Consider the following 26,685-nt stretch of genomic DNA (forward strand, 5'->3'; position numbering starts at 1 on the left):
ACTCCAGATGCAGCCCTCGTCTAGTCAACCATGTCCGGTGACGACCTTCACGCGACGCCACACGTTGTACAGGCTGACCCCCCACACGACAGCTCTTCCGCTGTCACCGCTCAGTTGATAGAGCGCGTGCGCGGCGACCGGCGTGACGGCACGCCGACGGAGGTTCTGTCGTCGGTCACTGCGGACCTGCTCGACGACGACGTCGCTGACATCGACGTCGCCGAGGAGGTACTCACGCAGAGTCTAGACGAGATTCTCGTGGCGCTGATTGCGATGCGCGACGACGGGACACACGGAAGCGCTCTGATGGACGATATGGCACACCTGTTCGACGTCCAGCCCAGTCCGGGCACCGTCTACCCCCGACTGCACGACCTCGAATCGGCCGGTACCCTCACGCGCCACGACCTCGTTCAGACAAAGCAGTACTCCATCAGCGACGACGACGCCGCGGAGTCACAACTTGAACGCGCGGCGTATCAGCACCTCGCACTCGGACTGTTTCTCCACGCCGCACTCGATACAGTGTAACACCCCCTGCCCGTTTCTCCCCGTTCGATTCGTCTCCTGACGACAGGCACGCGAGAGACAGTGTCGCCACTGACCGGTCGGTGTCAGGAAAACAGTTTTTGCCGTCTATATCGGTGTCCAGCCACAGACCGAGCACTCTGTGGCTACATCGTCGTGGAGTCCGCCACACTCCGGGCACTGCTTTTTGTTATAGCTTTCCTCCCAGCCAATATCGTCCGTCTCGTGGCCGCGCTGGGACAGGAACTCGTCGAACATGTCGTTACTGCTCGGTGCGGAGGCCATACATGCTATGGTATAACACACCAGCATATAGCTCTAACGGTTGTGGCATGTGTTGGCAAGCCAGTACCATGTCGATTCTCGGAGCTGATACTCGCTTGCTGTGGCTCCTTTCAACTCACCGCCAGTTGGTCTGAGTGCGACTAACCGTCGTCTGGGAGATTCCTGCTACTGGCCGGGTCAAAAGGGGGGAGAGGGTCTTGGCATCTCCACGATGCCAGCGACTGAAATGTCACAGTAGGCCGTAATAAAAATACCTGTCCAGTTATCCTACTCGATAATACCCTCCAGTCACGGACGGCCGTCCGGACCGATGTCGGCTGCCAGCCCGCTGTCAGTGTCCGTTCGCTGTTATTCGCCGAGTCGGGCGTCGGTGATGGTGAGACTGCCACGCGTGCCGTCCCACTCGGTCGTGTACTCGAGTTCGAGAGGGCGGGCCATGTGTGGCGCGTCGGTGACGAGCGTCTCGAACTCGCCGCCCTCGCCGAGAACGTGGACGCCGTACTCGTCGTTGAGTGCCTTGAGGTCCGCCAGCGCGTCTGCGTCCAGCGTCCGCCCGAGCCAGGACTCGTCCAGTCCCGCGGCGGCCACCTGGATGATGGTAATCTCGAAGCCGGCGTCGAGCATCTCCTCGGCGAGCGTGACGGGCTCTCGTTGCCACAGCGGCGCAAAGAGGTCCGCCTCCAGCCGGTCTGCCATCGCCTCGATGCGACTGGTCTGGTACTCACTTTCGACTGCGCCGGCAGTCAGCCCTGCGATTCCACCCTCGATTTCACTCGCCAACTGTTCGAGGGCCGCTTCGAGTGGCTGGAGTTCCTCGTCTCCCTGGACGCTCGCGTCGGGGACATCCTCGGCTCCGAAGTCGTCCGGGTGGACGTCGACGAGCGGAATGCCGATGCTCTCGGCGGCTAGACTCGCGAGTTCCGTCGCGGGGACGTGGTACATGTAGGAGTCGCCCTCGGGATGGACGGTGACCAGACGCTCGACGGGGAGGTCCCGCTTCAGTGCCTGGTAGAGCGCCCACGAGGAGTCTTTGCCGCCCGAGAAGAGACTGACCCACGCACCCGATGTCATACGTTGCGGGACGGTTCGGGCGGTGAAATCGCTGTCGCTATCGGTGGACCGTCACCGTCACCTCGCCACAGCCACACTCGTAGGCGCGGCGCTCGCCTGCCTCCGTGCGGTAGACGAGCATGCAATCGGCGTCGGTGAGCGTCCGCGTACAGCCCTCTGCGTCGCACGTACAGGCGAGTTCGTCGAGCATACTAGACCGATGGTCGCCTTCGTACGTTAAACCGAGCCATGGGCGGAGTGAAAGTGAAAGTGGTCGCCAGCGGCCGGCCGGTAGGGCAACAGTAATGGGGGCGGCGAACGCCCGAGTGTGTATGTTCGAGGAGTGGCGTGCAACGGCGGTCGGTGGGACCGACGAGCAGTCGGTGTCGGTGCCGGGCAAGCCAGCGGCCTTCGCCGGGGCCGACGGCGTGACCTACGTGACGCGGTTCGACGACCCGCGCGGGCCGAGCGACGACGCCGCAGTCATCGAGTTGCGCGGCCTCTACGCCCACGCCGAGGTCGACGTGACCGGCGAGCGACTCGACGGCGAGGGGACCGCAGACCACCATGCCTACTTCGACCCGCTCCGGATTCCAATCCTCCCGTACGAGGAAAACGAACTCTCCGTCACCTGCCACGCGCCACGGGACCGATTCGGTGGCATCCACGACACCGACGCCGTTCCCGACGCTGCGGCCGTCCCCGGTATCTGGTGGGGGGCGACCGTCGAGGGGCGGCCGCTCCCGTATATCGACGAGATGCGCGTCCGTCCCGAACTCACCGACGACGGCGCGGTGCTTCACGTCCGGACGACCGTCGTCTCCGAGGACCCAATCGAGGACCGAATCACCTACTCGCTCAAACCCGAGGGCGACCTCAACACAGGTGGCATGATGAACCGCGGGCGCGTCGAGACCAGCGGGCCGGGCAAGACCACCGTCGAGCACACCATCGACGTCCACGACCCGTCGCTGTGGTGGCCCCGGGAGTTCGGCCAGCAGAACCGCTATCGCCTCACGGCCAAACTCGGCAACAGCGAACACTCCATTACGACCGGCATCCGCGAGGTCGCCCGCGACGGACCCCGACTGGTCGTCAACGGCCAAGAAGTCCCCATCCGCGGGGTGACGACGCTGACCGACGACCCCGACGACGTCCAGCGGGCAATCGAGACTAACGCCAACCTCCTTCGCGCTCGCGCCCACGCGCTCCCGAGGGAAGTCTACGAGGCCTGCGACGAGCGAGGGCTCCTCGTCTGGCAGGACCTCCCGCTGACCGGTCCCGGCGGATTCGACACCGAGCGGGGCCGCACGCTCGCGGCGGCGCTGGCCGACACCTACGGCACGCACCCGAGTTTCGCGGCCGTCGCCGTCCACGACGAACCGACCGCGGCGTTTGCCGACGGGCTCGGCGATGGCGTCTTCGACGGTCTGCGTCTGCGCTGGCGGGGCTGGCGCAACAGCTACGACCGCAGCGACGCCGAGGCAGTCGCCGACGCCCTGCCCGCCGCATATCCCGTCGTCCCGGTCGTCGGCGAACCCGGCATCGACCACGACGCCGCGGCGTACTACCCGGGCTGGGACTACGGCACCGCCGAGAGCATCGAGACGCTTCTGGACCGGTATCCGACGGACATCCTCGCCGGTTTCGGCGCCGGGTCGCTGGCCGAGGCCGTCGACGCGGCCGCGGGCTTCGACGCCGAGAAACACGCCCGGTACGTCGATGCTGGGGTCTCTGCGAGTGGCGACTCGGAGGACTCGTCTGCCGTCGTCGAGGCGTCACAGGCCTACCAGGCCGAGACAGTGCGAACCGTCGCAGAGCGTGCCCGCTGTCGGGGCCTGGGGGCTATTGCGGCGACGCTCCGGGACACCGACGCCGCCGGAATGGGCGTCTACGACGCCGATGGCAACCCCAAGGCGGCCCAGGAGACACTCGCGGCGGCGTTCCAGCCGGCACAGGTGTTCCTTCCGAATCCCGGGACTGGAAAGCGGGTCCTCGTCGTCCGGAACGACGGGCCGAAACCGCTCTCGGCGACCGTCTCGTGGGAGGCCGCCGGCGAGGGTACCGAACAGGAGATTACGGTCGAGGGGACCGGCCGCTGGCGCGACGACATCCAGATTCCCGGCGGGGCCGACTCGATTACGCTGACACTTACTGCGTCGGGGGGCACAGTCGAGAACCACTACGAACTGTGATCGCCCGCTGACCGTCAAACGACCGTCTCGTGGCGCGTGGTACACAGAGACAGGGGTTTTGGGGACCGGAATATTTAAGCGCCCATCGACAGTAGTGATAGTCACCAGAACGTTGCGGCGTTCCGGCAGTATCGTGCTATCGCCCAGTATGACAGGGAAATCTTGTTGTCGGCGTCAGCCAACCGATACTGACATGACCGGCGTTGCCGGTCGGTCGCCGTCGGATGGCGACGTAGCAGCCGCCAGTCACGGGGGGTCGACTGCCGGAGCCGCAGCGGGGATGGCATAGAGGACTAACCATGGTAGACTCGATAGACGAATCAAAGAACGTTGAACTGACAGACGAAGACCTCGAAGAGAACTCCAAAGGCGAACTCATCAAGCTCGCCGGGAAGCTTCGAGACCGACGAAACGAACTGAACCAGCTCGCTTCCGAGCGCGCCTCGGACCGCGACGACCTGAACGCGAAAACCCGCGAGAAGGTCGACGAGGCCCAGGAGCACCGCGAGAGCCGCGACGAGCTCAACGAGCAAGTCCAGGAGCACAAGGAAAAGCGAAACGAGCTCAACGCGAAGGCAAACGAGCTGTTCGACGAGGTCGAGCAACTCAAAAACGACCTCAAGCTCGACGAGGGCAAGTCGATGGACGAGCTCGAGGAAGAAATCGAAGACCTCGAGTTCAAACAGCAGACCGAAGTGCTCGGTCCCGAGGAAGAGCGCGAACTCATCGAGAAAATCGAGGACAAACGCGAGAAGCTCCAGAGCAAAAAGGAGAAACTCGACCAGAACGCTGACCTCGAAGAGATCAAGGAGGAAGCCGAAGAGGTCCGCGCGGAAGCCTCGACGCACCACCAGAAGGTCACGGAGCTGGCCGACGAGGCCCAGAAACACCACAACCAGATGATCGAGGCCTACCGCGAGGCCGACGAAATCCGTGACGAGGCCGACGAGAAACACGAGGAGTTCGTCGAGGCTCAGGAAGCCGCAGACCGCCACCACGAGGACTTCGTCCGCGTCCAGAAGCGCCTGCGCGAACTCGACAAGAAAGAGGAAGAGGCCGAACGCGAGGCCCGCGAAGAGAAAGAAGAAGCCGCCCGCGAGGAAGCCGAGGAAATCTACCAGAAGTTCAAGGAAGGCGAAACCCTCGACACCGAGGACCTGATGAAGCTGCAGAAGACCGGCCTGCTCTAGATTCTACTGTCGGTCCGCGCCGTCGACTCGTTATTCAGCCAGTACAGGTACACCGTCAGAAAGCCGAGTGCGTAGCCGAGCAGATGGACGTAGAGGTTGACGACACCGTCTGTGACCGTCGGGTCGAGCGGGAACGTCGCGAACGGAACGGCGACCAGCAACAGCGCCCCCACGACGGCCAGTTCGAAGTGGCCGGACCGGTCGATGGCGTTCCGGAGCGTGGCCAGCCCGTTCTCCCACTCGTCGCGAAGTGAGAGGAGATACAGCACGACGACGAGTGCCAGTGCGAGCAACAGTCCAGCGAGTGTCGCGGTCAGGACTGGCCCGACCGGCACCACGACGCCGCGAACCGGCACCGATACGGGATACGCGGCGGTGAGCCACAGCGTCAGCCCAGTCATGACGGTCAACACGAGGAAAAACAACAGCGGCGCGACCGTCCGGGTCCGACCGGCATCGAATTGCGATTCGAGATGGTCGGCCAGCGCCAGCGGGAGGTAGCCGTACAGTGCCATGAGCACGCCGGAGAACCCGACGCCGCTGCCGTCGCGGACAATCGCGAGGTTCAGATACGACAGCAAGACCGGACAGCTCACCACCAGCGAGACGAGCGCGATTCTGAACCGCCAGTGGCGATGGTTGACCGCACTCAACAGATATGCCACCGGGACGACGAGCCCATAGCCCACCAGATTAAACGCCAGGTGGCCGCTGTCGAAGTGGACGAAGGGAGCGGCAAACGCAGTCCAGACCGTCGGCGCCGTGTACTCGAAGACGAGCGTCTGTCGGGTCGATTCCGGGAGCGCAAACACTGCGAGCAACACCGCCGGCACGGCGGCTATCAGGACCAGGTCGCCCGGCCGAACGCGGCCGACCACCCCGCTCCCAGCCTGCCTGTCTCGTCGCTGTGTCTCCGACTGTGACATTGCACGGTAATTCTCGTCCGGAACTATACGGCTTACTCCAGGGTGCGGTACAGGCGAATCCCGGCCACGCTGAGGAGCAGGGCGGCGACGATGAGCGCCAGCACCATCGGGTCGAAGCCACCCAGTTCCGTCGCCCCTCCCGACTCGTTGTTCTGCGTTGGGCCGCCGTCGCTGGCCGACGCTTCACTCTCTGTCTCCGGGTTCTCACTGGCCTGGATTCCCGTCGAATCCGTGGTCTCGCTGTCCGTGGACGGCGTCTCTGTTTCTGTCGGGGTTGGGGTTGGCGTGTCCGGCTCCAGTGGCTCCCCGTCCCAGTCGTCGTCCGCGTCGTAGCTCGATACACCCTGCTGCTCGGCGGTCGGCGTGCCCACCTCCGCGTTGACGGTGAATTTGCTGGCGCTCTCGACGTCGTCGTCGCCGCGCGTGTCGACGAGGAGGCCGACGGAGATGGTTTCGTCGGGGCCGAGCACGGTCATGTTCTTCTTCCCTTCGAGTGACTCGTCGGGTGCATCGCTGCGATAGAACCGCACGTCCGTCGCGTCGTCGGTGAGCCAGACGCGCGCGTACTCGTCACCGGTGTAGGTAATCGTAAACACGTCGTGAATCGGCGTCACCGTGCCGTCGTTGAGTCCCTCACCCTCTACATCGGGATTCCTGCCGGTCAGCAGGAGTTCGATTTCGTCGTCGCTGTTCAGGACCGCGTACTTCCCGTTTGGGCCGTCCGAGGGTGACATTTCGAGGTCCGCGTCGTCTACCTGGTCAGTCCCAGACGAGGAGAACGCACCCGTGGGGACGAGTAGTGCCGCGGAGACGAGCACGCCGACGAGCAGGAGTCGCGTTCGATTCATAGCTGGCCTCTGTGAGACTGGACGACGAGCCGGTGCCTTGTCTGCTGTACTGTGGCTGAATCCTTTGTATTCTGGCCCGTGAACGAGTTCACGGCTGGCTTGAGTCTGGTTTAGAGCCCCCCAAAGGAGCGGATTTCACGGCGGGAGGGGCCACCTCGGTTCGGAACCCGGCGGCGTGTCTCAGTCACCGATTTCAGCGGTCAGTTACCACAGGTCGAATTGAAATTCCGTTCGTCGAGTGTGGCGTGGATTCCATCTCCTGTGGCTTCTGCTTCGATGTGAACGGTATCAGCCGAGGTGGCGCTTCCATTTGGTGGGGCTACTTGCACCGTCGCGTTGGCGCCCGGGTTGAGTTTATATTCGAATGACTCCGGTTCTTCTGGTTCGAGTTGTACAAGCTCCCCTGGTTCCTTTCCGACTCGCAGTTTGCCCTTGGAGACCGACACCGTGACGACGACGGAATCGAGAGTCGTATCGAACTGATTTTGGAGGATGGTGTTGCTCCGTGAATCACCCGCTGGGTTTCCACACTGCAGTTCATGGTCGGGGAATGCGAGATACGCGTTCTCGTCGCTGGCGACCGACACCGAAACGCCCCGGTTGGCGGCTGTCGAACTGAACGCAGTGCTCCCGCCAGCCAGTACGAGACTGGCAACGACGAGTCCGAGCAGTGCGATACGTCTTCGTCGTCCCATTACTGGTCACCGTGTTTTCCTGGTGGTTCTGGTGTACTTCCGAGCTTCATCTCCCGAGTCACGAAGACGTGGACAATTGCGGAGACGGTAAACGAGACTGCACAGAAGATCCCCCAGGCAATGTCGGGCAGCGCTGCCAGCGGATAGGCGTTCGCCCAGACGGCGACCATCAACGCCAGCGTAATCGTCGACAGACCCAGGTAGTACTGGCTCCACGGGAACTCCCCTTCTTCGACGACTTCGGCGTAGATGTCGATGGTTTGCAGGGAGTCCGTCGCTTCGACCGTGCCCGCGCGCTTGTCGAAGTTGACGATACCCGCATCGTCGAGCTTCGGCAGGTGGCGCTGCTGGAGGGCTGTGTAGACTGCCTTGCGTTGGTTGGAGGTGATCTGGTCGAGACTGGTGTCGTGTTCCCACGCGCTGACCTGCTCTGCGAGCAGGCCGAGTGGGACCGTTCCGTCCTGTTCTTTGAGATAGTGAATCGTGTACCGCCGCCGCTGATTGGCGAGCATCTTGTACATCGTATCCCTGGAGATGCTCGATGACGATTCCTCTGTTTCTGGCTCAGGCACTTCTGCCGGCTGATGTTGAGCTTGCGCCAAACCTTCTCCCCTTGCCAGATGCTTGTATTGTAATCGTATAAAAGCCCTCACATCTTTTAGTATATGATTTCCTTTACTTTCAGCCTAATTTACCATTCAATGGGTGCGAGAAGTAACTCAGACACTCTTTGAACACTGACCTGAAACGTCCAAAACGCGGCTTCTGAACTCTAAAGCTACCAATACCGATTTAGGATCTAAATTCGTCTGCTGCGGGGATGTCGTTGAATGAACGTATCTTCGGGTTGTCTGTTATGCCAGGTCTACGCTGATTTTGGGCCGTCTTCAGGCCAGACTTGACGCATTTTGACGACTCCGAGCGGCAGTTCTTGACCCGCGTGAATCAGATTCACGGTCCTTGAGACGCGTCTCACGCGGCTGAATACAAACATGGTAGCAATCTATCATCTGAGTAAGCGCGCCGCAGAAAGGCGCGCGGTGAACAACTATGCAACGACGCAAATTCCTCGTTGGAATGGGATCGCTCGCTGCCGGCGGGGCAGCTGCAATGGGTACTGGTGCGTTTACGAGTGCAGAGGCGAACAGAACGGTTAACGCCGCTGTTGTCGCCGACGAATCCGCTTACCTGGGGTTGATGGATAGCGACAGCGGACTTTCGAACGACGAGTACGCGAAAGGCTCTGGCAGTGGGAAGCTGCAGCTAGCATTTGATGGGAACGATCAGATTGAGGACCCCGAAGGTTTCGTCGGTGGTGCAGGCAGTGGCCTCGGTGCCGATTCGACGTATTACTTCGACGGTGTGTTCGGCGTGGCCAGTAAGAGCGAGGAACAGATTAATATCGACATCGACTGGAGTGATTTGGACAATCCAGATAACTTCTATTTCTATACCTCGTACACGAAGCCAAGCAACTACGAGTTTACGGCGCCGGAAGACCACACTAATCGGGTCGGTAACGGCATCGTCGCCGGTTCGTACACGGGTGTTGGGGTTGCTATCAAAACCCCGGATTCACTGAGCGCTGAGTGGGAGACCGGAACGATTACAGTCCACGCGGAGAGCCGAGAGGAACTCTCTATCGGCGAACAGTAAGCGGCTCGGAGTTGTCGATTTATAGAACACGTCTACCGTCGCGAAAATCGAGCTGTTTTCTCGACTCGATATACTTAGTCCGATAGCCACGGGCCTCTGCTGGCGATTACGATTTCACAGTCGGTTCTATTTCACTGCTTTTCCAACGTGATCACGTACTCGGCGGCTTCACGCAGATGCTCCCGCGCACGTTCACTCTCTGCGTGCTCCCGCGCATCCGCGATGTGGGCGTACAGCAGCGGCACTTCGACCCGCTCGCTGGGGCTGTCGACTGACATACCGCTATGTTAGAACTCCCCACACTCAGTATTCGCCCCCGTGAAGACCGGTGCCGGGCCGCTCCCCTCTCGCGCACTGTCCGACCACCCACACCGTTCGAGCTCGATTCCGTACTGTGCTCGGTGTTACTCCTCTTCGTTCAGGATGACCACTTTCTGACAGGCTTCTCGGATGTGATATTTTGTCGGCTCGCACTCCGCCGCGTCCAGCGCCTGGGTCAGGTGGTCGTGCAACGACTCGATGTCGACGTCGTCTGAGGTGGTTTCGATGGACATCTATGCTGGGCTACGCCCTAGCGGTCCCTTGTATTGGCCCGCGTGAACGCAATCAAACACCCCCTGACCCAGTATCGAATCGGATACTCGGGACAGAACGGCCCCACTGCGCGCCGGTCTCGAAACGCCGTCCGCTGGCGACGCCGTCACGCTCTGCGCACACTCGCCGTCCGCGGGAACTCACCCACGCGCTGACTCCGTTATCGGCCGACGTGAGCGGGTTTTATTATCGCCTGACCTGTTGTCAAAGATACAGACAACCGTCAATGTCCCTCCGTCGCTATCTCCGCCTCGCTGTGACGCTCGCAGTCGTTCTCGTCGCCGTCTCACTCGTCGCCGGGAACCTGCTCGGCCAGCCAATCCTGCTGAGTTACGTCGAGACGGGGAGTATGGAGCCGACGATGAACGCCGGCGACGGCTTCGTGGCCGTGCCGACGGCACTCGCCGGCGAGGTCGAGACCGGCGATGTCGTCACCTTCCGCGCTGAGGAGATTCAGGGCGGCGGGCTGACGACCCACCGCATCGTCGAGGAGACCGAGCGGGGCTACATCACGCGCGGTGACGCGAATCCGTTTGCCGACCAGGACAACGAGGAGCCGCCGGTCCGCTCGGAGCAAATCGTCGCCGTCGCCTGGCAACCCGGCGGCAGCGTCTTCACTATTCCGCACCTCGGGACGGCAATCCAGACGTTACAGAACACCATCCAGACGCTGCAGGTCCGACTCGCGGGGCTGTTTGGCACGCGGTCGCTGCTCGGACTGCAGGGACTGACCTATCTCCTGCTCGGCGCGACGGTGCTGCTCTATCTGGTCGATTTGTACCTCGACGACGGGGAGCATCGCGAGCGCGACCGCGGGCGCGACACGGGAACGAGTACGCGACTGCTGGTCGCGGCGATGGCGCTGGGACTCGCGCTCGCAGCGACGGCGGCGATGGCAGCGCCGGCCGGAACCCAGGAGTACACCATCGTCAGCGCCGAGTTCGAGTCCGACAGCCCGTTCGTCATCGAACAGGGGACGAGTATGTCGACAAATTACACCGTCGGGAACAGCGGACTGCTTCCCATCGTCACGTATCTCGAACCCAGGGGTGAGGGCGTCGACGTACAGCCACGGAAACTCAGAATCGAGTCACAGTCTCTCGCGAACACGACGATGACGCTGTCTGCGCCCCCGGAGACCGGGACCTATCGCCGTTATGTCGTCGAACACCGGTATCTCGCGGTCCTGCCGCCGGCGATGATTCGCACGCTCTATGGCGTCCACCCCTGGCTCCCCGTCGTCGCCATCGACGCGCTCATCGTCGTGCCGTTCTACCTCGTCGGGGTGGGCCTTCTCGGGACTGGCCGAATCCGGTCGCGGTCACGCGAGGCGCCATCCCGACTCACTCGCCTCTATTCCAGGTACCGGTGACGCGTCTGCCCCGCTTTTGAAACCGTCAGTCCAATATCCATTTATACAGACAGACAGTACCCGGAAACGATGCGTGACACAGTATGGTGGGTTCGGCTCCGGTCCCTTCTCGATGACTCTTTTGTCGCCGTTCTCGTCGTGGCACTCGTTATCGCACTGGCGGGCGGGTATCTGACGATGGGTGCCTACGGGGAGACCGACACCCGGACCGAAATCCACCAGACGACGACCTGGGAGTCGAGCGCGTCGTTCGTCCACAGCGCCACCGTCGTCAACGACACCGCAGTGTACACCGAAGGGGAGCGACTCCACAACCGGAGTACGTACTTCCTGGAACTGACGCCCCGACTCGACGGCGCGTTCGTGTACACCTACACTGCCCGTGACGGCGCCAATCTGACGAGCAGTGCCACCACGAGGCTCGTGTACCGCTCCGTAGCGGAGAGTGACAACGGTGCGGCGACCGAGTACTGGCGACTCGACTCGCCGCTCGCAAACAGGACGACGACGCTGTCCTCCGGTGAGCGTCTTCGCGTGCCGTTCTCGGTGAACATCACTGCCGCCGAACAGCGACTCGAGGAGGTCGACGCACAGTTCGGCGGGACGCCCGGCACCAAGGAGGTGTATCTCGAAACCGAACTGACGCTCTCGGGGACTCGCAACGGCGACCCCGTCGACCGGACTCGGACCTACCGGCTACCGATTACGCCGGACGGGAGCGTCTACCAGGTCGGGTCCGACGGGCCCTTTGCCGATTCCGGGAACCGGACCGAACGGGTGACCGAACCGGTCCCCTCGGGCCCGATGGAGTCCTATGGGGGGCCACTCTTGCTGGTGCTTGGCCTCGTGGCCGCAACCTGCTGTGTCGGTGGTCGATACACCGGCGTCCTCTCGGTCTCTGAGACCGAACGCGAGTGGCTGGCGTACCGAGATGCACGCAACGAGTTCGACGACTGGATTTCGAGCGTTCACGTTCCCGAGACAGAGTTGCCCGACTCGACCGTCGACGTCGAGTCACTCGAAGACCTCGTCGACATCGCTATCGATACCGACGGCCGCGTCCTCGAAGCGACAGACCACGACCGCTTCCTGTTGTTCGGCGAGCATCGAACGTACGCCTACACTCCGCCGTCCCCAGACACACTCCCCTCGGGGCCGGGTGCCGGCGACGGCGATGTCCTCGACGATACCGACCCGTCGACGGCGACGAGTGAGCCGACGCTGACCGACGAGACTACTCCGGCAACGACGGACGAGGAGACACGCGACGAACCCGAGGAGCGTTCGACCGACGAGAGCGAGTGAGCGCAACGCCTAGAGCCGAATTTCTGAGAGGCTGTCGCCCGACCGCAGGCGAAGTTGATAGGTAAGAACCGTCTGCGAGAGCGCCGAGAGCGCGAGCACCGTCAGAAAGCTCGCAATCCAGACGGTGTCTGGGACGGCGACGAAGGGTGAGACGCCGAGCCAGGCAAGCGAGACGAGCGCGGTGCCGACACTGGCCAGGCCCAGATAGTAGACACCCCACGGAATAGCGGTCCCGTCAGTCTCCTCGGTCGGTTCGACGTAGATGTCTATCTCTGCGGCCGCCTCGTCGAGTTCGACGACGCCGGCGCTCTCGTCGACCGTGACGAGGCGCTTTTCCTCCATCTTTGGCAGGTGGAACTGCTGGAGCGACGTGTACACCCGCTTGCGCTCGTCGGCAGTCACCGCTTCCGGAGCTTTCCCGCCCTCCCAGGCGGCAACCTGCGTCGCGATGGTCCCGAGTGCTGCCGCCCCCTCGTTTTGCTGGAGATAGTACAACGTGTCGCGCCGACGCTGATTGCTGAGCGTGTCGAACATCTCGTCGTAGGTCAGGTCCTGACTCTCGCAGACGACACGGGGGTGAACCGCCTCTCGCTCGCGTGCGGCTGGCGTCGACTGGCTCATGGTACTGTTCGGAGTGTACTGTTCTATCGTCAAACTATTAACAGTACTTCTGTCGAGACTGACACACCCTGTCGTCGGCGACACACCCTGTCGTCGGCGACACACCCTGTCACTCCGGGAGGCGGGTCGCTTCGATACGGAACCGTTCGTAGACGGACTCGGCCCAGGAACGGGCGTCCGACGACGAAGCGACAGCGATGGCAGCGGGGAACCCGTCGTCGTTTGTCGCCCCGACGGCCACGTGCTCTTCGCTGAGTATCAGCAAACACGGGAACGGGCCATCGTGGACGTAACTCGTCACGTTGGGGTTGGCGACGATTTCGTCGAACGACTCGCGGTACGCCGGGGTTTCGTCTATCGTCTCGAGGACGTCGCGTTCGAGCACGAGTTCGGCCTCGGAGAGTTCTCCGTTGCGTATCCGTCGGTGTAGCTGGTTTGCACTCTCCTTGGCGACGATCGAGGACAGTTCGCGGAGGCGGTCGGCGGACGCTCGCAAAGCGAGTGCCCGCTCGATGGGCGCGTTGGGGCTGCTCTTGGTCGCTTCGACGACTTCCGCGTCGGCGAAGGCGTCGACCGGGATGTCACAGAAATCGCCGCGGAGATGCGTGAGCAGCGGTTCGAGCGTCGCTGCGGCGTCGAGTGACGTAACTGCGGTCTCGTATGTGCGCATGACCTGTTCGCCCAGCGCCGTGAGGGCGTATCCCGACTCGGTCTGGGTGACCCACTCCCGGTCGCCGAGGTCGTCGAGTGTCCGCTTTACCGTCCGGGCGCTCACGCCGAGGACGTCCGCGAGTGTCGACTGGCGACAGGGTCCCTCAGCCGCAAGCCGCCCCAACACCACTCGCCGCGTCTCCGACCGCGTCAGAAATTCCAGCACCGCGTCTCTCTCCTCCATGTGACTTGTTTGTTTGTCGTACTTTCTTAATGACTTTACTGATGGAAACCTCCAGACTCCTTTCGTGCCAACGGCACTCATACTAGTCACTTGACCGTCGCACGCGCCTGTGGGACAACATTCACCATCGCTCCGGCCCAGCAGTCGGTATGCGCATTCTGGATACGCTCGGTCGACTCGTCGTCGCCCTCGTCGTCGCCGCCGTGGCGCTCGTCGCTGGCTGGACCGTCTTTGTCGACTACCCCACCTCGCTGACTGACCTGCTCGGTGTCCTCCTCGTCGGAGCCGTGGTGCTGGCCGCGCTCAGGGTCGGCAGCAACCTCGCCGGCTCGTTTTTCCCGTCGTACAACGTCGCGGAGGTGGCCGTCGAAGGTCCCATCTCCCGGGACAGCGGCGGTGGCCTCGCGAGTGCACCTGTCGGTGCCTCGGCCGACGACATCGTCGAGCAAATCGAGCGGGCCGACGCCGACCGGGGAGCCGACGCACTGCTGGTGAAACTGAACACGCCCGGCGGGGAAATCGTCCCGAGTCAGGACATCCGGCTGGCCGCCGAGCGCTTCGACGGCCCGACTATCGCGTACGCGACGGACCTGTGTGCGAGTGGCGGGTACGAAATCGCGAGTGGCTGTGACGAACTCTGGGCGCGCGAGGGGTCTATCGTCGGCTCTATCGGCGTCATCGGGTCGCGGGTCAACGTCTCGGACCTCGCCGACCGCCTGGGCGTCGAATACGAGCAACTGACCGCTGGCGAGTACAAGGACGCCGGGACGCCGCTCAAAGAACTCGAAGAGAACGAACGCGAGTACCTCCAGGGACTCATCGACGACTACTACGACCAGTTCGTCGACGGCGTCGCCGAGGGCCGGGACCTCGATGCCGAAACCGTCCGCGAGACGGAGGCCCGCGTCTATCTCGGCACAGACGCTCTCGACTTGGGGCTCGTCGACGAACTCGGGACCCGGGAAGCGGTCGAAGACCGCCTCGAAACTGAACTCGGCACCGAGGTCACAGTCGAGGAGTTCCAGCCAGAGCGCGGGCTCTCCCGCCGACTCCAGGGTGGCACCCAGCGGGTCGCCTACGCGTTTGGGGCCGGTATCGCCGGCACGCTGACCGACGGCGAGACGCCGCTTGACCGGTGGTGAGGTTGTTTAACCGGCGCCTGGCTCACCAGCCCAGCGGCCGGAACCACACCGTCGCCACGAGCACCGCGAGAAAGACGTAGGAGCCACGAATCAGTAGCATCGTCGCCAGTTCCGGCTCCGCCCGGCGGGCGAGGAGTGCGACGCCGCCGAACGCGACCGACGCCAGCCCGGCACTCGGCGGGATGGCCGGCAACACCACCGCGAGCGCGACGACGGCCAGCATCCCCGCGCTCATCAGTCCGTACGCGGCAGTCCACGCGCGCTTGCGGCCCAGCGCCACCGCGAGCGTTCGCTTGTCGATAGACCGGTCGTACTCGTAGTCTTTCGTGTCGTCGATGGCCTTGATACCCGAGAGGACGACCACGAAGATGGCAGCCAGCGCGACGGCCACCGGCTGGAGCGTCTGTGCCTGGACGTAGTACCCGCCGACGAGGGCAAAGCCGATACCGAGCGGGTAGCCCGCAGTCGCACCGATGGGGTTCGTGTCCAGTTGCGGCGCGTGGTTGACCGCGATGAGCCAGCCCGGCAGCGTGAGCAGGGCGGCCCACACGTCGACGAGTAGCCAGATGGCGACCAGACAGACGAAAAAGGCCGCCGACGCGCCGGCGAGTGCGACTTTACAGCCCCACGAGGAGAGCGGGTGGTCGTCGTCCTCCTCGCGGACGTAGAAATCGACGTAGCCGTCGGTGACGTGGGCGGTGTACAGCGCGAAAAACGCCGCAGTCACGTGGAGCGCAGCGAGTGGGACAGAGAACTCGCCTGCCAGCACCGCACCGAACAGCGAGGCGGCGAGGGGTGGGAGCATGAACACGGGGTGGACCTGCGAGGCGAGCGCCGCCAGTGCTGGCCCCGGCCCGGCTGCGTGACGGCTGAGCGACATACACACACAGTCGGCACAGACAGCAAAAAAGGGCGGGGACGAACACCTACTGCCAGTGGCCCCGATCGAAGACGACCGCCGAGAGTCGCGAGGCAAGTTGTCTGGCCGATTGCTCACTGTCCGTGTGGAGGTCACCCGAAACGGGGCCGGCCTCGCCGCCGACACCCTCCGATTCGGAGAGTGGGTCGGTGCCAGCGCCGCTCCCGCCGTCGGTCGCGGTCGGGTAGGTGCGCCAGTCGCGCGTCCGCTTTCGCAGGCGAGCGAGCGCGCCCGCGGAGAGTTCGGTATCGAGGTGCTGGAGGTCGTAGCGGACGATGTACCCCCGGTGTGCGTCCCGGACGGCGACGACCGGCTGGCCGCGCTCTGCACACTGCTCCCAGAGCCGTCGCTGTTGTTCGCGCGTCTCGTAGACCGGGACGTGGTGGGGAGAGAGCTGGTCCATGCCCACGATTGGGGCTGGACGACTTTTGCCCTGTCGCTCCCTGTGAGTGCTGTGGCCGGCCGCGCTACTGCACTGCCGCCGTCGCCTCGGCCATAATCTCCAGTGCGTCCTCGATGGTCTCGATGTCCGTCGCATACGAGATGCGGGCGTACCCCTCACCGGCCGACCCGAACGCGTCGCCGGGGACGACGACGACACCCCGGTCGATACACTCGTCGACCCATCCCTCGGGCACTTCCGGCATCGCGTAGAAGGCCCCTTGCGGGGTCGGGCACTCCAGTCCCATCGCTTCGAGTCCATCCAGTAGCACGTCCCGGCGCTCGCGGAAGGCCTCGCGCATCTCGTCGACCTGGTCCTGAGGGCCAGAGAGGGCGGCCTCGGCGGCGTACTGGGCGGGGGCGCTGGCACACGCCTGGGCGTACTGGTGGACACGGAGCATTCGCTCGACGCGCTCGCTGCTCCCGGTGACCCAGCCGAGCCGCCAGCCGGTCATCGAGTAGGCTTTCGAGCAGGCGTTGACGAGCACGACGTTGTCGCTGTCGGCAAACTCCATCGGCGAGCGGTGTTCGCCCTCGAAAATCTGGTACTCGTAGACCTCGTCGGTGATACAGAGCACGTCGTACTCGTCTGCGATGCGAGCGAACGCCTCCATGTCCGCGGGCGACTGGACCGCACCGGTCGGATTGGCGGGGCTGTTGACGACGAAGGCGGCGGTGTCGTCGGTGATGGCGTCTTCGACGGCCGCCGGGTCGAGCGTCAGGTCGTCCCGGAGTGCGACCGGTCTGGGCTGGCCGCCCGCCAGATGCGTCAGTGCCTCGTAGGAGACGAACCCGGGGTCGGGGATGATGACTTCCTCTCCGGCGTCGACGTGGGCCTCGATGGCGATGTGGAGTGCCTCGCTGCCGCCGGCGGTCGCGATGACGTTCTCGGGGTCGACGTCGAGGTCGTTGTCCCGCTTGTGTTTCTCAGCGATGGCCTCCCGGAGTTCGAGTGTCCCCTTGTTCGAGGTGTAGGCGTCAGTCTTGCCGGCCTCGATGGCATCGACTGCGGCCTGGCGGGCGTGGTCGGGGGTGGGAAAGTCCGGTTGTCCGAGTCCGAGGTTGATGGCGTCCTCGCTGGCGGCCTCGAACACTTCGCGGATGCCGCTGATGGAAACCTGCTCGACACGCGATGAGAATCCTGTCATACCTGACTGGCCGGTCCGGGCCCCGATAACTCTTGGTGGTCGCCGGCTGGGCACCAAACGTTCAGGGGTGGGGCCGTCGAAGTATCAGTGATGGCACTGCTGAATCTGTCGCTCTCGCTGCCGATGCAGGTGTTCGTCGCGGCCGCAGTCGGTGCGCTCGTCGGACTCGAACGCGAGCAAAGCGAGTCCGGCGGCACGTTCGCGGGGAGTCGGACCTTCCCCCTGCTCGCACTCTATGGCGCGCTCGTTGGGGCGTTTTTCCCCGCCGTGCTCCCGGTTGCGCTGGCCGTCCTCGTCGTGCCGCTGACGGCCGCCTACCTCGCGAAGGTCGTCCTCGAGCGGGACCTCGGGCTGACGACGCTGACTGCCGCGCTCCTGACTGTTGTTCTCGGCGCGATGGCGACCCACTCGGCGCGCGGGACCGCCGCCGCTGTCATCGTCGGCGGCGTCGTCACCGCGTTGCTCTCGGCGAAAGCGACCATCCACGGCTTCGCCGAGGGCATCGACGAGGCCGAACGCCGCGCCTCCATCAAGTTCGTCCTCGTCGTCCTCGTCGTCCTGCCGCTGTTGCCCGACCGCGCTGTCGACGAACTGTTCGGTCTCAACCCGCGCTTTGTCTGGCTGATGGTGGTGTTCGTCTCCGGACTGAGCTTTGCAGCCTACGTCCTGAGCCGCGTTGTCGGGACCGAGCGGGGTATCGCCGCGACGGGCGTGCTCGGTGGCTTCGTCTCCTCGACGGCGACCGCCGTCTCGATGGCCGAACAGACCGCCGAAAATCCGTCACTCTACCAGGTCTGTGCGTTCTCGACCGTCGTCGCGGCGACGGTGATGTTCCCGCGGGCGCTACTCGAAGTCGTCGTCGTCAACCGCTCGCTCGCCCTGCGCGTGGCCGTTCCACTGGGCGTGATGACCGTCGTGGCCGCGGCCGCCGCGGTGGTCGTCTACTGGCGGGCGACGGGCAGAACCGACACCGACGCCGACATCGAGAACCCGTTTCGCCTCAAGCCCGCGCTGTTTTTCGGCCTGCTCTTTGCCGTCATCCTGCTCGTCTCCGAGCAGGCAAACGCCTGGTTTGGTTCCTCGGGCGTCTACGCGACGGCGTTTGTCTCCGGGCTCGCGGACGTGGACGCGATGACGATTACGCTCAGCCGCCTCGCTGCCGAGGGGACCATCGACCCGGCCGTCGCGACGACCGGTATCGTCATCGCCGCCGTCGCCAACACGCTCGTGAAAGCCGGTATCGTCTGGGTCATCGGCACCCGGAAACTGGGCAAACTCGTGACGGCCGTGCTCGCGACGGCTGCCGTCGCCGGCCTCGCCACCGTCCTCGTGCTGTGACCCGCACGCATTTGCCCGTCGACAACCGAGGGGGTGGTATGAACCGTGGGCCGACGCCCGGGGCGCTGGCCGACCTGACCCTCGACGACCGTGCGCTCCTCGTCGAGGATACGCTCGTGCTCGCAGATTGCCACCTCGGCCGTGGCCCCTCCTCGAACGTCGAACTCCCGATGGGCGATGGCTCGGACGTGCTCGACCGCATCGAGGCGTTGCTCGCCAGACACGACCCGGCGACGCTGGTCGTCGCCGGTGACTTGCTCCACTCCTTTCGGACGATACCCCGTACCGTCGAGCGCGTCGTCGACGGCATCGCGGCCGCGACACGCGAGGCGGACACGCGCATGGTCGTCGCACCCGGCAACCACGACACGATGCTGTCGTCGGTCTGGGACGGGCCGACCGAGGCCGAGTACCGCGTCGGCGACACGGTAGTCTGTCACGGCCACGAAGCTCCCGACACTGAGGCTGACCGCTACGTCGTCGGCCACGACCACCCGACTATCACCATCGAGGGCCAGCGCCGTCCCTGCTATCTCGCCGGCGACGGCGTCTACCGCGGGGCAGCCGTCGTCATGGTGCCGGCGTTCAACAGGTTGCTCCGCGGCGTCGAGGTCAACGAGATGGGGGCGGCCGATTTCATGTCGCCGCTTCTCACGGACGTCGATGCCTTTGCCCCCGTCGTCCTCGACGAGGACAGTCGCGAAACCCTCTCCTTTCCGCCGCTGGGGGAGTTTCGCCACCGGCTGTGAGGACAGCGCCGCCGCGACGACGGTGAGCCGCTACTTTCATATTCGCGACCCGTGGACTGTAGGGTATGGTACAGATTGGAGTGCTCTTCCTCGCGTTCACGCTGCTCGTCCTGTTGCTTTTCACTATCGCCGCAGCCGTCTACGTGCCCCAGGTGCTGTCCGAGCACGGACACGACGAGGACGAGGACGGAAACGGCCACGCGGCCTGACCCGGCCAACACGCCCGATTACCGTTCTGTCGCTGCCAGCGCAGCGGTCCGGCCACTCTTCATCGCGCCCTGTATCGACGACCACTCGGTGTAGTCGCCGGCCAGGAACACCGGTCCCTCGGGGTCGTCGACGCTCGGCAGTGACGAGCGAAAGCCCGGCGGCTGGTCGAACTGGGCGACGTCGATGCGGTCGGTCGCCAGCAGTTCGAGCCCGGAAAACTGGTTTTCGGGATACCACGACGCCAGCGCGTCGCGGACCTCCGCCGCGAGTTCGTCGTCGCTCGCGTCCTGTTTGCCAAGGAAGGTCGCACTCAGCAGTTTCTCGTCGTCGGGGGCCAGTTCGGGCGCGACGGCCGACATCGGCGCGACCTGGTTTGGCCGGTCGTCGGCGGCGTTGAGCACGAGTCGGCGCCCGCTCGTGAAGTGCTGTGTCGCCGGCAGGCGGAAATGCTGGGTCACACAGCTCCGGGGGGTCGTCGGAATCGACCCGACATCGGTCAGCTCCTGTGCCGTCGGCGGGTCCGTCGCGACGATAGCGTCGTCAGCGCTGACCGTCTCGCTGCCGGTCGTCACCGTCACGCCGCCGTCCTCGGCGTCGACCGCCTCGACTGTGGTTTCGGTGACAATCTCCGCCCCGGCCTCTCGTGCCCGCCGTGCCAGCTGGTCGGGAATCGCTCCCATCCCAGCCGCCGGGACGGCGGTCTTGCCCGTGCTCAGCATCTTGAAGGTGTACTCGAAGACAGCCCGCGAGGTCGACAGCGAGCGGTCGAGGGTGATGCCGCCGTAGAACGGGGCCGCGAAGTTTTCCCGAAAGCGCGCCGAGAAGCCGCGGTCGGCGAGGAACGCCTTGATGCTCTGGTCGTCGTGGCCCAGCGCCGCGTCGACGGACTGGTTCGAGAGGTCCCGGCGGAGTTTCAGCACGCGGAGCTTGTCGCCCAGCGTCACCTCGCGGTTGAACAGTGACTCTGACAGTGCGGTCGGGTCACGGAGCGGGTCCGAGAGCACCGAGCGCTGGCCGGGACGCGCGATGGTCGCGCCGGGCGTGAAGTATCGAAGGTCCAGCGCGTCGAGGTCGAGTTCTCGCTGGACGGCGGGGTAGCCGGTGAGGAGAACCTGAAACCCGCGGTCGAGCGTGAACCCCTCGACGTCTCGACTGCGGACCCGGCCGCCGACCGAGTCGTTGCGTTCGAACAGCGTCACGTCCACGTCCCGGTCGGCGAGCGTGCGCGCGGCGACCAGTCCTGCCAGCCCGCCGCCGACGACCGCTACTTCCGTCATATCCTCTCCTGTGGGCGCCACCACCAAAACGGCTGTGAGCGACGGGCCAGCCGTTCGCCGCTGTGGACCACGAACGGACAGGAATTAGTCGGCGCGGTCCAGAGTTCCGGCTATGGAGACGACTGCGGCCTTCGCCGGCTTCCGCTGTACCGACTGCGGTGCGAGACACGACAGCGACGAGTCACACCGCTGTCCGGACTGTGGCGGCTGGCTCGATGCCGCCTACGACCACGGTGAAATCGACCTCGACCACGAGCACCTCACGCCGGACGACACTGCCGGGCTCGCCGCCTTCGCCGACCTGCTCCCTTTCGGAGCCGAGACGCTCGTGACACTCGGAGAGGGTGCGACCCCACTGCTTGCCTGCCCCGACCTGGCCGCGGACCTCGGCGTCGAAGCGGTCTACGTCAAAGACGAGGGCGCGAGCACCACCGGCGCGGCACTGGACCGCGGGATGGCACTCGCCGTCACCGCCGCCCGCGAACACGGCGCCACCGACGTTGCACTGCCCTCGATGGGCAACAGCGGGCAGGCTGCCGCCGCCTACGCCGCCCGCGCTGACCTCGATTCGCACTCCTTTGTCCCGTCTCGGACGCCCTTCGTCAACAAGGCGATGGTGAACGTCCACGGCGGCGACATGTCCGTCGTCGGCGGCCGCTACGCCGACGCCGCCGAGGCTTTCCAGGACGCGATGGGCGAGGAAGACTGGTACTCCGTCGCGCCGTTCGCCAGCCCCTACCGCCACGAGGGGATGAAGACACTCGCCTACGAAATCGCCGCCCAACTGGACTGGGCGGCCCCCGACGCCGTCGTCCACCCGACTAGCCACGGTGCCGGCATCGTCGGCCTCCGGAAGGGCTTTGCCGAACTGACGACCCACGACCTCCTCGACGACGAGGCGCGACTGTACGCCGCCCAGGCCGGCGGCTGTGCCCCCTACGCGACGGCGTGGGAGGACGGCGCGGACGACCCCGCTCCCGTCGAGCATCCCGACACCATCGTCGGCCCGCTGGAGATTCCCGACCCGGCCGGTGGCGAGTGGGTCATCGACGCGCTCGAAGCGACCGGCGGCGCGGCCGTCGCGACCGGCGACCAGGGCATCCTCGAAGGTGCCGTCTCGCTGGCCGAGACTGGCGTCACGATGGGTGCCTCCGGCGGGGCCGCACTCAGCGGTGCGCAGGTGCTGGCCGACCAGGGCGCCTTCGACAGCGACGACGTCCTCGTCCTGGTCAACCCCACCACCGGGAACAAGGAGGCCGACATCCTTCGCAGTCACCTGATGAGCAAGGGCATCTGAGGCGGGCCGGTTCCGTCGCGGCCACGTCCCGTTCGACACACCCAAGTTTCTGCTGGCGGACGAGGCTGTATGAGTAGCGAGCGCGACGCGACTACCGGGGCCGCCGGTGACGTCTCGCGGCGCCGCGCGCTCGCCACCGTGCTCGGCATCGTCTTTATCGACCTGCTTGGCTTTGGCGTCATCATCCCGGTGTTGCCCTTCTACGTCCGGAGCTTCGGCGTCAGCGACGTGTTCATCGGCCTGCTTGCGGCCTCGTACTCGCTGACGCAGTTCGTCTTCGCGCCGTTGCTTGGCCGGCTCTCCGACGAGCGTGGCCGCCGGCCCGTCCTCATGCTCTCGGTCTTTGGCAGTGCCGTCGCCTGGACGCTCTTCGGTCTCGGTGAAGAGTTCCAAGTACTCTTTGGCACCGTCGGCGGACTCGGCGTGCTCTTTGCCGCCCGGATGCTCGCCGGTGCGATGGGTGGTAACATCGCCACCGCGCAGGCGTACATCACCGACGTAACCCCCAAAGAAGACCGGGCGGCCGCGCTCGGCCTCATCGGCGCGACGTTCGGGCTGGGCTTTGTGTTCGGCCCGGCGCTCGGTTCGGTCGTCGCCAGCGACTCCGTCGTGACGGCTGCCCGGAATATCCTCCCGAGTTTCGTCCCCGCGACGACGTTCTCGCTCCCGAGTTTCCTCGCCGCGGGCCTGAGCCTGCTCGCCTTCGTCGCTGCCGCGCTCTTTTTGCCCGAGCCAAACCGGACGCGAACGACCAGAGCAGAGAGTGGACTCGTCTCCCAGTTCCGGACCGCGCTCGCCGACGCGGACCTCCGCCCGCTCGTGCTCGTCTTTCTGGTCGTCTCGCTGGCCTTCTCGGGCGTGCAGGTCGCCTTCATCCCGTTTGTCGCCGACATCTACGGCTACCAGGAAGCACAGGCCGGGCTGTTGTTGACCTACATCGGCGTGCTCGGGGTTCTCAACCAGGGTGTCGTCGTCCGCGCGCTCTCGCGGCGGTTTGCAGACGAACGTCTCGCCGTCGGTGGCGCGTCGCTGTTGCTCGTCTCGCTTGTCCTGTTGCCCTTCGCCCCGATTCTCGGTCGGGCGCTGTTCCCCGCCGTCCTCGGTGCGTCGCCGGAACTGGTCGCGTTGCTCGTCGTCCTCGCAATCCTCTCAAGCGGGAACGGCCTCCTGAACGTCGGCACGGCGTCGATGGTCTCCGCGGCCGCCGACGAGGACAGCCAGGGCAGTGCCTTCGGCGTCACCCAGGGCGCAGGGAGTCTGGGACGGACCATCGGCCCGCCGGTGATGACCGCCATCTACGTGCTGGTCTACTGGGCCCCGTTCCTGCTCGGTGCCACGCTCACGGCGTTCGTCGTCGCGGCGCTGGTCGTTCTCGTGCGGCGGTCAGAAGTGTTTACTGACGTGTGATACGGCCGTTCACTCGGCGTGTTTTTTCGCCAGCGTGTACGCCTCGCGGACGCGCTTGAACTCGTCTTCGTTGCCACCCTGGTCGGGGTGGACCTCCTTGACTTTCCGCCGGTAGGCCCGTTTGACCTCGTCGACGGAGGCGCCCGTCGGGACGCCGAGTTCGGCACAGGCGGCCCGCAACGGGTCGATGGCGCTGGACTCCTCATCTTCGACGCTAATGTCTGGGGTCTCGAAGGGGAGCCGAGCGCCGAGTGCGGAACCGGGCATCTCGTGTTCGACCAACACCGGCTCGGTTTCCGTGGGGACGATGCGGTAGTACGCCCGTGCGTCGAAGGTGATTGCCACGTCACGCTTTGGCAGGTAGAAGGCGATGTGCTGGCCCTCGACGAAGTGGTTCTCGGCGTACTGCTCGCCGATGGCATCGAGATACTCCCGAAACTCGGTGCGGCGGCGCGACTCACCGCTCGTCCGGCGTCTGCGATGGGGGGACCGTCCCGGGAGCAAGCGCTCGGCCAGTACGAATGCCACCGCCACCACCACCGTGCCCGCGGCACCGAGTGCGATGCCGGTGACGAGAGCCGGCGGCAGCCCCGCTATCCCAGCCTGCAACACAGGCCAGTATAGCACCTGAACGAGTAAGAATCGTTCGCTCTTTGTCAGCTACGCTCGGGCGGTCTCAGCCGATGTACCGCAGGTCCTCGTCCGTCGCCGCCGGCGCGCTCTGTTCCATCTCCTGTATCTTCCTGACGACCTCTTCCATCTCCTCGGCGCGGTCTTCCAGCGAGCCGAAATCGACTTCGAACCCGAGGATGTCCTGCAGGACTTCGAGCACTGCCTGTGCGCTCTTGGGGTCGACCAGATAGCCGCTGGTTTCGCCCATCAGACACGCTGCGGGGACGTCACGACGCTCGCCCAGGCCGAGCAACAGTCCGCTCACGCCGACGATGCCACCAGCGGGTTCGTCGCCGCGGAACTCGACGCCGGCGTCTTCGAGTTCGTCGCGCTGCTGTTCGGTCGTCGTCGCGCCGATAACGTCGTACTCCTCGATGAGTTCGCCCGTCGGGACGCCGCCGAGTGCAAAGACTCGCTCGACGCCCAGTTCCTCGGCGACATCGAGGAAGGTGTTCGTCAGTCCGTAGTGGCCGTTCGTGTCCTGGGCCTGGTGGTCGCCGGTGAGTACCAGCAGGTCCTGGCCGTCGGTTTCGACGGCGTGAATCTCGGCACACGCGAGCTGTGTCAGTCCGTCTTCGACGCTGACCTGTGGCGGGAGATGCGTCGAGTAGATGCGCCGGACGAGCGTCCCGTCCTGTTCCTCGACGAGATGCTCGGCGGCGAGTTTGCCGACGTGGCCGACGCCAGGCAGCCCCTCGACCAGTACCGGGTTCGAGAGGTCCGCCTCGGCGACTGCCTCGATGTCGAATTCGTCCATACCCCCTATTCCCGGTTGCGGCGCTTAAGAGCGCGTCGATACTCGCCGTGTGGGTCCGCTGGGTTAAACGGCGCTGGCGCGCTGTTGACCGCCTTCCCGCCACACTCGGGACACTCCTCGCCGAGTGTGTACACCGGTCGCTCGTGGGTGTCCTCCCAGTCGGCACAGACGAGAATATCGGATTTCACGGGCGCGCTATTCGTCGTCTTCGTTTCGCTCGCGGTGGTACTCCCCGCTGCCACCGTGGTCGGCGACGACGGCGCTTGCGCGCTCTGCGCTCGCTTCGAGTTCGGATTCGGCGGTCTTGTAATCGGGCGCCTGCACGCGGATGCGGTACTCCGGAGACCCGACGTAGGTCACGTCGAGTTCGACCTCTTCAGGCACGTCCCCGTTGCCCTCGGCCGCCTGCAGCGCCTCCTTGATGATGTCCACGCCGTCACTGGTCGGGCATTCGAGGTCGACATAGCCCGTGACGTTGACGTAGGGCACCGAGACGTTGTCCCGGGCCGTCTCGACGATGGCCTCGATTTCGTCTTCGTCGAGGTCGGAATCCTCGAGCGCTTCCGTCCCGTGGATGGCGGCCTGCTCGAAGCCGTCGTACATCGAGCCGAAATCGGCGAGCAGTTCGTTCGCGATGGCGGCGTACTGCTCGTCGTCCATGTCCTCGCCGAAGGCGATAGTCATCCACTTCTCGGCTTTCTGCTCGTTTTTCCACTCCTGAATCTTGTCCTTGCGCTGGTGGTCGTTGACGTCTTTCAGCGAGAGGTCTATCTGCTGGGCGCTCTCGTCGATGTCGAGCACCTTCGCGACGACGCGCTGGTCGACGTTGACGTGGTCGCGGACGTTCTTGATCCAGCCGGAGGCGACCTCGCTGATGTGACAGAGGCCGCGCTTGTCTTCGTACTCCAGCAGGTCGACGAAGACCCCGAAGTCCTCGATTTCGTCGACGCGCCCGACGACGAGTTCGCCGGGTTCGGGCCAACCGCTGTACTTCATCGGGCCTCGACTGTTTCAGTGACGTCGCCCTCGATGGCCGCCTTGCCGCCGGTGGGCCGTGCGAGCGTGTGCCCACAGACCGCACAGGCGACTTCCGTGGCGGCTTTCCCGAAGACGACCTGCTCGTTTTCACAGTCCGGACAGGTGACGCGGTAGAAGCTTCCTGCCATAG

Annotated in this window: 32 protein-coding genes; 12 read left to right on the forward strand and 20 right to left on the reverse strand. The window is 64.8% G+C overall.

Annotated elements, in window-relative coordinates; translation table 11 throughout:
• Positions 1-30: 30 nt before the first annotated feature.
• Complete coding sequence (locus tag QYL91_RS05640) at positions 31-531, forward strand: PadR family transcriptional regulator (RefSeq protein ID WP_302082405.1); 501 nt, start codon at positions 31-33, stop codon at positions 529-531.
• Positions 532-636: 105 nt separating this feature from the next.
• On the opposite strand, the gene QYL91_RS05645 is transcribed toward QYL91_RS05640, so the two are convergent.
• The 3 genes from QYL91_RS05645 to QYL91_RS05655 all read right to left on the reverse strand — a co-directional run bounded on the left by QYL91_RS05645 (position 637) and on the right by QYL91_RS05655 (position 2,074).
• Positions 637-813, reverse strand: coding sequence for an HVO_0416 family zinc finger protein (locus QYL91_RS05645; protein WP_302082406.1), 177 nt, complete (start codon positions 811-813; stop codon positions 637-639).
• Positions 814-1,161: 348 nt separating this feature from the next.
• Positions 1,162-1,884 carry a diphthine--ammonia ligase gene (locus tag QYL91_RS05650; RefSeq protein WP_302082407.1) on the reverse strand — a complete coding sequence of 241 codons (723 nt, stop codon included), beginning with the start codon at positions 1,882-1,884 and terminating at the stop codon, positions 1,162-1,164.
• 37 nt (positions 1,885-1,921) lie between these two features.
• Positions 1,922-2,074, reverse strand: a complete 153-nt coding sequence (locus QYL91_RS05655) for a hypothetical protein (protein ID WP_302082408.1) — start codon at positions 2,072-2,074, stop codon at positions 1,922-1,924.
• 121 nt (positions 2,075-2,195) lie between these two features.
• On the opposite strand from QYL91_RS05655, the gene QYL91_RS05660 reads away from it, so the two are divergent.
• Both QYL91_RS05660 and QYL91_RS05665 read left to right on the forward strand, forming a co-directional pair.
• Positions 2,196-4,058 carry a glycoside hydrolase family 2 protein gene (locus QYL91_RS05660; protein ID WP_302082409.1) on the forward strand — a complete coding sequence of 621 codons (1,863 nt, stop codon included), beginning with the start codon at positions 2,196-2,198 and terminating at the stop codon, positions 4,056-4,058.
• Positions 4,059-4,357: 299 nt separating this feature from the next.
• Positions 4,358-5,248, forward strand: a complete 891-nt coding sequence (locus tag QYL91_RS05665) for a coiled-coil protein (RefSeq protein WP_302082410.1) — start codon at positions 4,358-4,360, stop codon at positions 5,246-5,248.
• Here the strand turns inward: QYL91_RS05665 and QYL91_RS05670 are convergent.
• The 4 genes from QYL91_RS05670 to QYL91_RS05685 form a co-directional block, all read right to left on the reverse strand.
• Complete coding sequence (locus QYL91_RS05670; RefSeq protein ID WP_302082411.1) at positions 5,245-6,174, reverse strand: rhomboid family protein; 930 nt, start codon at positions 6,172-6,174, stop codon at positions 5,245-5,247. The genes QYL91_RS05665 and QYL91_RS05670 overlap by 4 nt on opposite strands.
• Positions 6,175-6,206: 32 nt before the next feature.
• Positions 6,207-7,022: a hypothetical protein gene (locus QYL91_RS05675; protein ID WP_302082412.1), complete on the reverse strand. Its 816-nt coding sequence runs from the start codon at positions 7,020-7,022 to the stop codon at positions 6,207-6,209.
• 200 nt (positions 7,023-7,222) lie between these two features.
• Complete coding sequence (locus QYL91_RS05680; RefSeq protein WP_302082413.1) at positions 7,223-7,717, reverse strand: hypothetical protein; 495 nt, start codon at positions 7,715-7,717, stop codon at positions 7,223-7,225.
• Positions 7,717-8,289, reverse strand: a complete 573-nt coding sequence (locus QYL91_RS05685) for a DUF7344 domain-containing protein (RefSeq protein ID WP_302082414.1) — start codon at positions 8,287-8,289, stop codon at positions 7,717-7,719. Before QYL91_RS05685 ends, QYL91_RS05680 begins: the two co-directional genes overlap by 1 nt.
• Positions 8,290-8,767: 478 nt before the next feature.
• On the opposite strand from QYL91_RS05685, the gene QYL91_RS05690 reads away from it, so the two are divergent.
• Positions 8,768-9,373: a hypothetical protein gene (locus tag QYL91_RS05690; protein ID WP_302082415.1), complete on the forward strand. Its 606-nt coding sequence runs from the start codon at positions 8,768-8,770 to the stop codon at positions 9,371-9,373.
• A gap of 131 nt (positions 9,374-9,504) precedes the next feature.
• Here QYL91_RS05690 and QYL91_RS05695 read toward each other — a convergent pair whose 3' ends face one another.
• Entirely contained in the window at positions 9,505-9,651 is a 147-nt protein-coding gene (locus QYL91_RS05695) for a hypothetical protein (protein WP_302082416.1), read from the reverse strand.
• A 126-nt stretch (positions 9,652-9,777) separates the two neighbouring features.
• Positions 9,778-9,927 carry a hypothetical protein gene (locus tag QYL91_RS05700; RefSeq protein WP_302082417.1) on the reverse strand — a complete coding sequence of 50 codons (150 nt, stop codon included), beginning with the start codon at positions 9,925-9,927 and terminating at the stop codon, positions 9,778-9,780.
• 266 nt (positions 9,928-10,193) lie between these two features.
• Between QYL91_RS05700 and QYL91_RS05705 the strand changes: the two genes are divergently transcribed.
• A complete protein-coding gene (locus QYL91_RS05705; protein ID WP_302082418.1) occupies positions 10,194-11,339 on the forward strand; it encodes a signal peptidase I in 1,146 nt (381 codons plus the stop codon).
• Positions 11,340-11,408: 69 nt separating this feature from the next.
• Entirely contained in the window at positions 11,409-12,644 is a 1,236-nt protein-coding gene (locus tag QYL91_RS05710) for a DUF5305 domain-containing protein (RefSeq protein ID WP_302082419.1), read from the forward strand.
• Positions 12,645-12,653: 9 nt separating this feature from the next.
• On the opposite strand, the gene QYL91_RS05715 is transcribed toward QYL91_RS05710, so the two are convergent.
• Together QYL91_RS05715 and QYL91_RS05720 are read right to left on the reverse strand one after the other, a co-directional pair.
• Complete coding sequence (locus QYL91_RS05715) at positions 12,654-13,265, reverse strand: DUF7344 domain-containing protein (RefSeq protein ID WP_302082420.1); 612 nt, start codon at positions 13,263-13,265, stop codon at positions 12,654-12,656.
• Positions 13,266-13,374: 109 nt separating this feature from the next.
• Positions 13,375-14,160, reverse strand: coding sequence for a helix-turn-helix transcriptional regulator (locus QYL91_RS05720; RefSeq protein ID WP_302082421.1), 786 nt, complete (start codon positions 14,158-14,160; stop codon positions 13,375-13,377).
• Between the two features lie 149 nt (positions 14,161-14,309).
• Here QYL91_RS05720 and sppA point away from each other — a divergent pair, with 149 nt between their 5' ends.
• A complete protein-coding gene (gene sppA, locus QYL91_RS05725; protein ID WP_302082422.1) occupies positions 14,310-15,302 on the forward strand; it encodes a signal peptide peptidase SppA in 993 nt (330 codons plus the stop codon).
• Positions 15,303-15,324: 22 nt separating this feature from the next.
• Here the strand turns inward: sppA and QYL91_RS05730 are convergent, their stop codons facing one another.
• The 3 genes from QYL91_RS05730 to QYL91_RS05740 all read right to left on the reverse strand — a co-directional run bounded on the left by QYL91_RS05730 (position 15,325) and on the right by QYL91_RS05740 (position 17,810).
• Positions 15,325-16,182 carry a UbiA family prenyltransferase gene (locus QYL91_RS05730; protein ID WP_302082423.1) on the reverse strand — a complete coding sequence of 286 codons (858 nt, stop codon included), beginning with the start codon at positions 16,180-16,182 and terminating at the stop codon, positions 15,325-15,327.
• A 46-nt stretch (positions 16,183-16,228) separates the two neighbouring features.
• On the reverse strand, positions 16,229-16,624 hold the full coding sequence (locus QYL91_RS05735; RefSeq protein WP_302082424.1) for a hypothetical protein: 396 nt from the start codon (positions 16,622-16,624) through the stop codon (positions 16,229-16,231).
• Positions 16,625-16,688: 64 nt separating this feature from the next.
• Positions 16,689-17,810: a pyridoxal phosphate-dependent aminotransferase gene (locus QYL91_RS05740; RefSeq protein ID WP_302082425.1), complete on the reverse strand. Its 1,122-nt coding sequence runs from the start codon at positions 17,808-17,810 to the stop codon at positions 16,689-16,691.
• Positions 17,811-17,900: 90 nt separating this feature from the next.
• On the opposite strand from QYL91_RS05740, the gene QYL91_RS05745 reads away from it, so the two are divergent.
• From QYL91_RS05745 to QYL91_RS05755, 3 genes are all read left to right on the forward strand, one after another.
• Positions 17,901-19,148, forward strand: a complete 1,248-nt coding sequence (locus QYL91_RS05745) for an MgtC/SapB family protein (protein ID WP_302082426.1) — start codon at positions 17,901-17,903, stop codon at positions 19,146-19,148.
• 38 nt (positions 19,149-19,186) lie between these two features.
• Positions 19,187-19,897, forward strand: coding sequence for a metallophosphoesterase (locus QYL91_RS05750; protein ID WP_302082427.1), 711 nt, complete (start codon positions 19,187-19,189; stop codon positions 19,895-19,897).
• A 65-nt stretch (positions 19,898-19,962) separates the two neighbouring features.
• On the forward strand, positions 19,963-20,106 hold the full coding sequence (locus QYL91_RS05755; protein ID WP_302082428.1) for a hypothetical protein: 144 nt from the start codon (positions 19,963-19,965) through the stop codon (positions 20,104-20,106).
• Between the two features lie 18 nt (positions 20,107-20,124).
• Here the strand turns inward: QYL91_RS05755 and QYL91_RS05760 are convergent, their stop codons facing one another.
• Positions 20,125-21,384, reverse strand: coding sequence for an NAD(P)/FAD-dependent oxidoreductase (locus tag QYL91_RS05760; RefSeq protein ID WP_302082429.1), 1,260 nt, complete (start codon positions 21,382-21,384; stop codon positions 20,125-20,127).
• Positions 21,385-21,496: 112 nt separating this feature from the next.
• Here QYL91_RS05760 and QYL91_RS05765 point away from each other — a divergent pair, with 112 nt between their 5' ends.
• Complete coding sequence (locus QYL91_RS05765) at positions 21,497-22,681, forward strand: threonine synthase (RefSeq protein ID WP_302082430.1); 1,185 nt, start codon at positions 21,497-21,499, stop codon at positions 22,679-22,681.
• Positions 22,682-22,750: 69 nt separating this feature from the next.
• Positions 22,751-24,088 carry an MFS transporter gene (locus QYL91_RS05770; protein ID WP_302082431.1) on the forward strand — a complete coding sequence of 446 codons (1,338 nt, stop codon included), beginning with the start codon at positions 22,751-22,753 and terminating at the stop codon, positions 24,086-24,088.
• Between the two features lie 9 nt (positions 24,089-24,097).
• Here the strand turns inward: QYL91_RS05770 and QYL91_RS05775 are convergent, their stop codons facing one another.
• From QYL91_RS05775 to QYL91_RS05795, 5 genes are all read right to left on the reverse strand, one after another.
• Positions 24,098-24,697, reverse strand: a complete 600-nt coding sequence (locus tag QYL91_RS05775; RefSeq protein ID WP_302082835.1) for a J domain-containing protein — start codon at positions 24,695-24,697, stop codon at positions 24,098-24,100.
• Between the two features lie 67 nt (positions 24,698-24,764).
• Positions 24,765-25,517, reverse strand: a complete 753-nt coding sequence (locus tag QYL91_RS05780; RefSeq protein WP_302082432.1) for a proteasome assembly chaperone family protein — start codon at positions 25,515-25,517, stop codon at positions 24,765-24,767.
• A 5-nt stretch (positions 25,518-25,522) separates the two neighbouring features.
• Complete coding sequence (locus QYL91_RS05785) at positions 25,523-25,705, reverse strand: RNA-protein complex protein Nop10 (RefSeq protein ID WP_302082433.1); 183 nt, start codon at positions 25,703-25,705, stop codon at positions 25,523-25,525.
• A gap of 7 nt (positions 25,706-25,712) precedes the next feature.
• Positions 25,713-26,513, reverse strand: a complete 801-nt coding sequence (locus QYL91_RS05790; RefSeq protein ID WP_302082434.1) for a translation initiation factor IF-2 subunit alpha — start codon at positions 26,511-26,513, stop codon at positions 25,713-25,715.
• Positions 26,510-26,683, reverse strand: a complete 174-nt coding sequence (locus QYL91_RS05795; RefSeq protein WP_302082435.1) for a 30S ribosomal protein S27e — start codon at positions 26,681-26,683, stop codon at positions 26,510-26,512. The genes QYL91_RS05790 and QYL91_RS05795 overlap by 4 nt, the downstream gene beginning before the upstream one ends.
• Positions 26,684-26,685 lie beyond the last annotated feature (2 nt).

Origin of the sequence: Salinibaculum rarum (genome assembly GCF_030505615.1) — an archaeon.
Classification (GTDB): domain Archaea; phylum Halobacteriota; class Halobacteria; order Halobacteriales; family Haloarculaceae; genus Salinibaculum; species Salinibaculum rarum.